The organism is Pseudomonas sp. SIMBA_068 (assembly GCF_046534705.1).
Lineage (GTDB): Bacteria > Pseudomonadota > Gammaproteobacteria > Pseudomonadales > Pseudomonadaceae > Aquipseudomonas > Aquipseudomonas putida.
The window spans coordinates 1-271 of the sequence record NZ_JAWRYI010000534.1 but is presented as its reverse complement, the minus strand read 5'-3'; the positions used below and the strand labels follow the sequence as shown (position 1 = coordinate 271).

The following is a 271-nucleotide window of genomic DNA, read 5'->3' as shown; positions in this document are numbered from 1 at the left end:
GGCCAGTTGCTCGGCCATCAGGGCGGCGGGGGGGACTTCGATCATGACCCCCAGTTCCGGGCGCTGGTTCAGGCCCAGTTCGGCAGCGAACAGGTCCAGGCGCTGGCGGATGTGCAGCAGCTCGGCGACTTCGGTGACCATCGGCAGCATCACCCGGCAGCGTTGCACGGGGCTGACCTGGAGCAGCGCCCGCAGTTGTTGGTCCAGCAGTTCAGGGCGCGCCTGGGCCAGGCGGATGCCGCGCAGCCCAAGTACCGGGTTGGCTTCCACC

Annotated in this window: 1 protein-coding gene; it reads right to left on the bottom strand. The window is 69.4% G+C overall.

Going from position 1 to position 271, the window contains the following annotated elements:
- The coding region (locus tag SB756_RS30280; protein WP_410913264.1) for a putative PEP-binding protein at positions 1–271 on the bottom strand (271 nt) is incomplete at both ends.